Source organism: Amycolatopsis circi, assembly GCF_003385235.1.
In the GTDB taxonomy this organism is placed as follows: domain Bacteria; phylum Actinomycetota; class Actinomycetes; order Mycobacteriales; family Pseudonocardiaceae; genus Amycolatopsis; species Amycolatopsis circi.
The window spans coordinates 1-6,256 of record NZ_PQIA01000243.1 but is presented as its reverse complement, the minus strand read 5'-3'; the positions used below and the strand labels follow the sequence as shown (position 1 = coordinate 6,256).

Sequence of the window (6,256 nt, the reverse complement as noted above, 5' to 3'; positions counted from 1 at the left end):
CATCCGGCTGATCACGGGCAGTGACCGCGGCTCGTCTCCCCCCTGCCGAGCCGCGGCCCGCCGGCCCCGTTGACATCCCCCTCGTCACCGGGTCCAGCAGGCGGGACCTGCAGCGGGACGGCTCGAGATCGCGACTCCCCCCTCCCTCGAGCCGTTCCGCCAGCCCCTCACTCCGCGGGCCTGGCCCCGCGCCGTCGCCGGAACCACCAGAACACCGCTCCGGCCGGAATCCCGAACGCGATCGCGAACGGCAGCAGCACGCCCAGCACCCGGACCAGCCCGTTGCAGAAGGCGACGAACGCGTCCCATCCGCCGGACAGCCCGGAGAGGAAGCCGCCCGCCGGTGCCGCAGGCGCCTCCTGCTTCGTCACCGACAGCGACACGGTCGCCATCGCGACCTGCCCGGCCAGCGACGCTTGCTGCCGCTCCAGCGACTCCAGCGTGGCCTGCCTGCTGGTCAGCTCGCTCTCGACGGACGCGATCTCGGACACCGATTGCGCCTTCGCCAGCAACGCACGCATCCGGTCGACGCTCGCCCGCTGAGTCGCCAGCCGCGCGTCCACGTCGACCACCTGCGCGGTCACGTCCTGCGCGCTGATCTCCCGCCGCTTCACCTGGCCGAGCCCGCCGAGCTGGTCGAGCACGCTGTCGAGCTTCTCCGCGGGCACCGACAAGGTAAGCGACGCGGAATCGTCCGTCGCGCTCTCTTGTCCGGGATAGCCGCCCGCTCCAGTCGCGATCGCCTTGGCGCGAGACACGACGTCATCGGTCTTCGGCGTGGTCAGTTCCAGCCGCGCACTGCGCGCCAGCTTGCGATCGGTCGCGCCAGGCGCGGGCACTGACGCCTGCGCGTTGCCCTGCCTAGGCGCCGCCCCCTGCTGCTGCGCGGGCGCGACAGCCGACCTCGCTGAATCCGCGCTGTTGCCGCTGCATCCGGCCAGCAGAAACACCGCGGCGCCCGCGAGCGCGTATCTCCATCGAGTCCGCATCCCCGTCTCCCTCCAGTCGTCGGCGGTGAGACGAAGCGACCGGGGGAAGCCGTTGCACGGAATCGGTTACGACTCGGTCAACCCCGGTTCGTGCCCGCCCGACGGTTCGGCGAGGTGTTTGAACGCCTGGAGGTTCGCCAGCGATTCGCCGCGAGAGACGCGCCAGTCCCATTCGCGCTTGATCGACGTGGCGAACCCGATTTCCAGCAGAATGTTGAAATCGCCGTCGGCGGCTTCCAGCACCTGGCCGAGGATCTTGTCCAGTTCGGACTCGGTCACCGTCTCCTTGCCGAAGCGGCCGACCAGGTAGATGTCGCCGAGACTGTCCACTGTGTAGTGCACGCCGTAGAGCCGGGCGTTGCGCTGCAACAGGAACCGGTACACGTCCTCGTGCCGTTCGTCCGGGCGGCGGCACACGAACGCCTCCACCGAGAACGCGTGGTCGCCGTCCACGAGCCAGCAGTTGGTCTGCAGCTTCTTGGTTCCCGGCAACGTCACGAAATAACGGCCTTCGCCGCGACGGTCGTATTTGAGCCCACTTGAGTCCAAAGTGGACTTGATAGTCGCGTCCAGGCTCACACTGCCACCTCCGCCCGCAGTTCCAGCGCCTGCCGGAACGCTATGGTCGCTTGAGCATAGATGTCCAGCAAGGAATCCGTGGTGCGCCGCCAGGAAAACCGCTGCGCGTGCAGCACCGCGTTGGCCGCCAGTTCGGCGCGCCGGTCCGGCCGCAGCGCGACGGCGGCGAGCGCGTCGGCCCATTCCGGCGCGCCGTGCGACGGAACCAGCAGCCCGGACACCCCGTGCGGCACCGCGACCGGCAGCCCGCCCGTCTCGGCCGCCACCACCGGCGTACCGCACGCTTGCGCTTCGAGCGCGACCAGACCGAAGGATTCGTTGTAGCTCGGCACCGCGACGACGTCGGCCGCACGGAACACCGTGCGCAGCTTCAGCCCGCTCTGCGGCGGCAGGAATCGCACCTGCTCGGCGATGCCCAGCGACACCGCAAGTTCCCGCAAAGCCTGTGGTTGCTCCAGCCCGGTCCCGGACGGTCCGCCCACCACCAGAACCACCAGCCGCGACGCCAATTCCGGCCGCCGCCGCAGCATTTCCGCCGCCGCGTGCAGCAGGACGTCCGGCGCCTTGAGCGGCTGGATCCGTCCGGCGAAGGCGAGCACGACGGCGTCCGGCGACAGGTTCAGCTCGCGGCGCGCGTCCAGCTGCGAGCCGGGCGTGAACCGTTCGAGGTCGACGCCCGGCGGCACGGCGTGCACCGCGTGCGTGGCAGCCCCGTAGAGATCCACCAACTGCCGAGCCTCGACCTGCGTGTTCGCGACAAGACAATCCGCCTCCGCGACCACCTGCTCCTCGCCCATCACGCGCGTCCGCGGCTCGGGCTTGTCGCCCTCGGCGAGCAGCGCGTTCTTGACCTTGGCCAGCGTGTGCGCGGTGTGCACGAGCGGCACGCCCCAGCGGTCCCTCGCAAGCCAGCCGACCTGGCCGGAGAGCCAGTAGTGCGAATGGATCAGGTCGTAGTAGCCCGGCTCGTGGAACGCCTCCGCGCGCAGCACGCCGGACGTGAACGCGCACAGCTGCGCGGGCAGCTCGTCGCGCGCCAGCGGCTCGAACGGCCCGGCGGGCACGTGCCGCACCGTCACGCCGGGCGCCAACTCGGCCAGCGGCGGCTGGTCCGACGACGTCGCCCGCGTGAAGACCTCGACCTCGATGCCGCGCCGCGCCATCTCCTGCGCGGTCTGGCTGACGTACACGTTCATCCCGCCGGCGTCGCCGGTGCCCGGCTGCTCGAGCGGGGAGGTGTGCACGGACAAGACCGCGATCCGGCGCGGTTCGGCGATGAATCCCTTGAGGGTCACCTGGTCACTCCTGCTACTCGGCTGCTGCGTCCCCGGCGAACCGCCGCAGCACGGAGTTGAAGTCCTCCGGCTCCTCGACGAACGGCAGATGCCCGGCCTCAACGAACCAACGCAGGACGGCCCCCGGAATCTTCCCGGCCGAATACTCTGCCGCCGAAGGATCCACCACACCGTCGGCCGAACCGTGCACCACGAGCGTCGGCTTGTCGACCGCGGCAAGCACCTCACCACTGCCGATGTCCCGCCGGAACAGCGCGCCCCGCACCGCGGGCGGCACGGAAAGCGAGCTGCCGAGCATCGCCTGCGCGTACGCACCGGGCACCTTCGGACTGGCCTGGGCACGGGTGAACTCGACCAACGCGGGGATCGCCACCTCGGCGTCGTCCGAGAGCGCAGCGGGCAGCGCGGCCCGCATGATCGGCCCCGTCGCACCGCCCTCGCGCTTGCGGCCGATCTCGGTGATCGCGCCCACGAACACAATGCCGCCGAGCCGTGCGGTGCCGTGCTCACGCAGGTAGTCCGTGATCACCAGCCCGCCGTAGGACCAGCCGACAACGATCGCGTCCGGACCGGCGAAATCGAGCACCGCGGCGAGATCCCCGGCCCACTGCGCCGGGTCGTCGTAGCCGTCCTTCGGGACGTCGGATGCGCCGTGCCCGCGCAGGTCCATCGCGACGAGCCGGAACTGCCCGCTCAGCGCCGGATCGGCCAGCTGAGCGGACCAGGCCGCGGCGGACTGGGCCCAGCCGTGCACGAAGACGATCGGACGCGCGTTCTCCGGTCCTTCGACGCGCAGTGCGATCCGCACGCCGCCGGCCCCGGTTACTTCGGTGTTCACGCCTACTTCGTAGCAGACGGCCCTTGCGTCACTTCGCGGCCGAGAGCGACTTCCAGGTCGGCCAGTCGTAGAACCAGTCCTTGACGTCCGAGTTCGTCGGGCTGCCGAGCTTCGAGCCGGTGACCTCGACCGGGTCGCCGATCATCGCCGTGTCGAAGTAGGCCTTGGCGTCCGCCTCGAGCAGGTTGACGCAGCCGTGCGAGTTGTTGGTCTTGCCGATCGCGGCCGCGTTGTCCTGGTTCTCGTGGATGAACTCGCCGTGGTTGGAGAACCGGCAGGCCCACTTCTTGTTGACGTTGGTGTAGCCGTAGCGGGCGTTGTCGAACACCGCGTGCGGCTCCTTCGCCATGATGATGAAGGTGCCGTTCGGGGTGTTGCGGTCGACGACCGAGTCGAGCCCGTTGGAGCACGGGTAGCTCGCGCTCTCCGCACCGCCGCGGTAGACCTTCATCACATGGTCCGGCGTGTGGATCTTGACCACCTGGTTGCGGCCGATCTTGAACTTGGTGCTGACGTCCGACTTCACGAAGACGCCGCCGCCGAGGTCCACGCCGTAGAGGTTGGCCTCGACCTCGACGGTCGTGTTGGCCGGCCAGTACTCCTTGGGCCGCCAGTCCACCTGGTTCGCCGACAGCCAGGCCCACGAGCCCTCGACGTCCTTGCTGGTCTTGACCTTCAGCGCCTTCTCCACCGCGGCCCGGTCCTTCGGCCCCGCCCCGTTGAACTTCACGCTGATCGGCATCGCGACGCCGACCTCGGCGTCGTCGCCCGGGTTGAGCGTGGCGCGCACCGTCTTGGCCGGGCTGACCGTGGCGAACGAACCCTTGAGTTCGGCGGGCCGCTGGTCGGTGCCGGTCGCCTTGGCCGCGTAGCTGTAGGTCTTGCCGTAGCCGAGCGGTTCGGAACTGGTCCAGGACAGGCCGTCCGGGGCGAGTTCGCCCTTGATCGCCTCGCCGCCCTCGTTGGTCAGCTTGACCTCGGTGAGCTTGCCTTCGGTGACCTTCACCACCACCGGCTCGCGCACGCTCGCGTCCTTGGCCCCGACGGCCGGGGTCGCGGTGAACTTCGCCACCGGGGCGACCGGCTTGCCGCCGTTGTCGCCGCTCCCGCCCTGCGGCGACGCGGTGCCGTCATTGCTGCCGCCCGAGCACGCTGCGGCCAGCGCCGCCGCGCCGGTCGCGAGAACGGCCTTGAACACCGTACGGCGCTCGATCACGGTCTTACCTCCACTTGTCCCCCGCACCGGCATCTCCCACGCACATCAGCGCCGGTGAGCGCTTCGACGTTACCTGCGAACCGGAAATTCCTCTCCACTCCGCAAGACGTTTCACCCGATGCCCGGTTGCTGCCGGTTTGCTGCCGATTGCTCACCCGGGTTACCCCGCAGGCTTCAAAGCGAACAGTTGATCAAGAGCGGTTCCGGACGCAACCTCACGCCGAACCGCTCTTCGACACCGTCGCGGACCTCACGAGCCAGCGAGAGCAGGTCCTCGGTGTTAGCTCCGCCACGGTTGGTGAGCGCGAGAGTGTGCTTGCTGGACAGCGAAACCCGACCGCCCGGCCCGGGGTACCCCTTGCCGAACCCAGCCCGCTCGATCAGCCACGCGGCGGACAACTTCACCCCGCCACTGGCCGGGTACTGCGGAATCTTCCCCTCAGCCGACTCCGCGATCCTCGCGAGCACCCTTGGCGCTTCCTCTTCGGGAACGATCGGGTTGGTGAAGAACGACCCCGCACTCCAGGTGTCGTGATCGGCCGGATCAAGCACCATCCCCTTGCCGCGCCGCAACCCCAGCACCGCTTCCCGAGCCCGCACGGCGGGGACTTTCGCGTCAATCTCGACACCCAGCGTGCGCGCCAACTCGGCGTACCGGATAGGCGCGGACTGCCCGCTAGGGTCGATCCGGAACCGCACGCTCAGCACGACGCCGCGATCGGTGCCCTTGAGAACACTGGTGCGGTAGGCGAAGCCAAGCTCGTCAGCCTTGACCGTGCGCACTTCTTTGGCAGCCCGGTCGTACAACTCGACGGAGACGATCGACTCAGCCACCTCGCCGCCGTACGCACCGACGTTCTGGATCGGCGTAGCCCCGACCGACCCCGGGATGCCAGAGAGACATTCGAGCCCACCGAGGCCGTTGTCGACCAGCGCGGCAACGAACGCGTCCCACTCCTGCCCAGCGGCCACCTCGACGATGTCGCCATCACGAGTCCAGCCGGTGTTGGCAATCCGCACGAGGGTGCCCGCGAAGCCTTCGTCGCCGACGACGAGATTCGACCCGCCACCAAGCAACAACACAGGCTCGCCGACCTCATCCGCCTCCCGCACCGCAGCAACAAGCTCAGCAGCGGTAGCCGCAGTAACGAACCGACGCACCAACCCGCCCAGCCGAAGGGTGGTGTACTCGGCGAGACGCACCGAGCCAGGCATTTCAGCGATGTCCACGAAGCTTGACGGTACTGCGCGCCCCCGCCCCGCCCCCTCTGACCGTCCGTGAGGGGAACCCTCACGGACTCAGAGTCCCTCAGGGTTCCCCTCACGACCCGCCATTCCC

Annotated in this window: 6 protein-coding genes; all 6 read right to left on the bottom strand. The window is 69.2% G+C overall.

What is annotated here, in order from left to right; genetic code table 11:
• Window positions 1–167 precede the first annotated feature (167 nt).
• A complete protein-coding gene (locus D0D37_RS45380; RefSeq protein WP_116206747.1) occupies window positions 168–989 on the bottom strand; it encodes a DUF4349 domain-containing protein in 822 nt (273 codons plus the stop codon).
• A gap of 66 nt (window positions 990–1,055) precedes the next feature.
• Entirely contained in the window at window positions 1,056–1,568 is a 513-nt protein-coding gene (locus D0D37_RS45375; protein ID WP_116206746.1) for a type III secretion system chaperone family protein, read from the bottom strand.
• Window positions 1,565–2,863 carry a D-inositol-3-phosphate glycosyltransferase gene (mshA, locus tag D0D37_RS45370; protein ID WP_162834798.1) on the bottom strand — a complete coding sequence of 433 codons (1,299 nt, stop codon included), beginning with the start codon at window positions 2,861–2,863 and terminating at the stop codon, window positions 1,565–1,567. The genes D0D37_RS45375 and mshA overlap by 4 nt, the downstream gene beginning before the upstream one ends.
• A 13-nt stretch (window positions 2,864–2,876) precedes the next feature.
• Window positions 2,877–3,701, bottom strand: coding sequence for an alpha/beta fold hydrolase (locus D0D37_RS45365; protein ID WP_116206745.1), 825 nt, complete (start codon window positions 3,699–3,701; stop codon window positions 2,877–2,879).
• 28 nt (window positions 3,702–3,729) lie between these two features.
• Window positions 3,730–4,917: a L,D-transpeptidase gene (locus tag D0D37_RS45360; protein ID WP_116206744.1), complete on the bottom strand. Its 1,188-nt coding sequence runs from the start codon at window positions 4,915–4,917 to the stop codon at window positions 3,730–3,732.
• A gap of 174 nt (window positions 4,918–5,091) precedes the next feature.
• Window positions 5,092–6,132 (bottom strand): UDP-N-acetylmuramate dehydrogenase, encoded by a 1,041-nt coding sequence (locus tag D0D37_RS45355; protein WP_116206743.1) that lies wholly within the window; start codon window positions 6,130–6,132, stop codon window positions 5,092–5,094.
• Window positions 6,133–6,256: the final 124 nt, after the last annotated feature.

Bases quoted from the DNA above. Each gene is read 5' to 3' on its own strand.
- D0D37_RS45380 (WP_116206747.1), bottom strand. From the start codon at position 989: ATGCGGACTCGATGGAGATACGCGCTCGCGGGCGCCGCGGTGTTTCTG.
- D0D37_RS45355 (WP_116206743.1), bottom strand. From the start codon at position 6,132: ATGCCTGGCTCGGTGCGTCTCGCCGAGTACACCACCCTTCGGCTGGGC.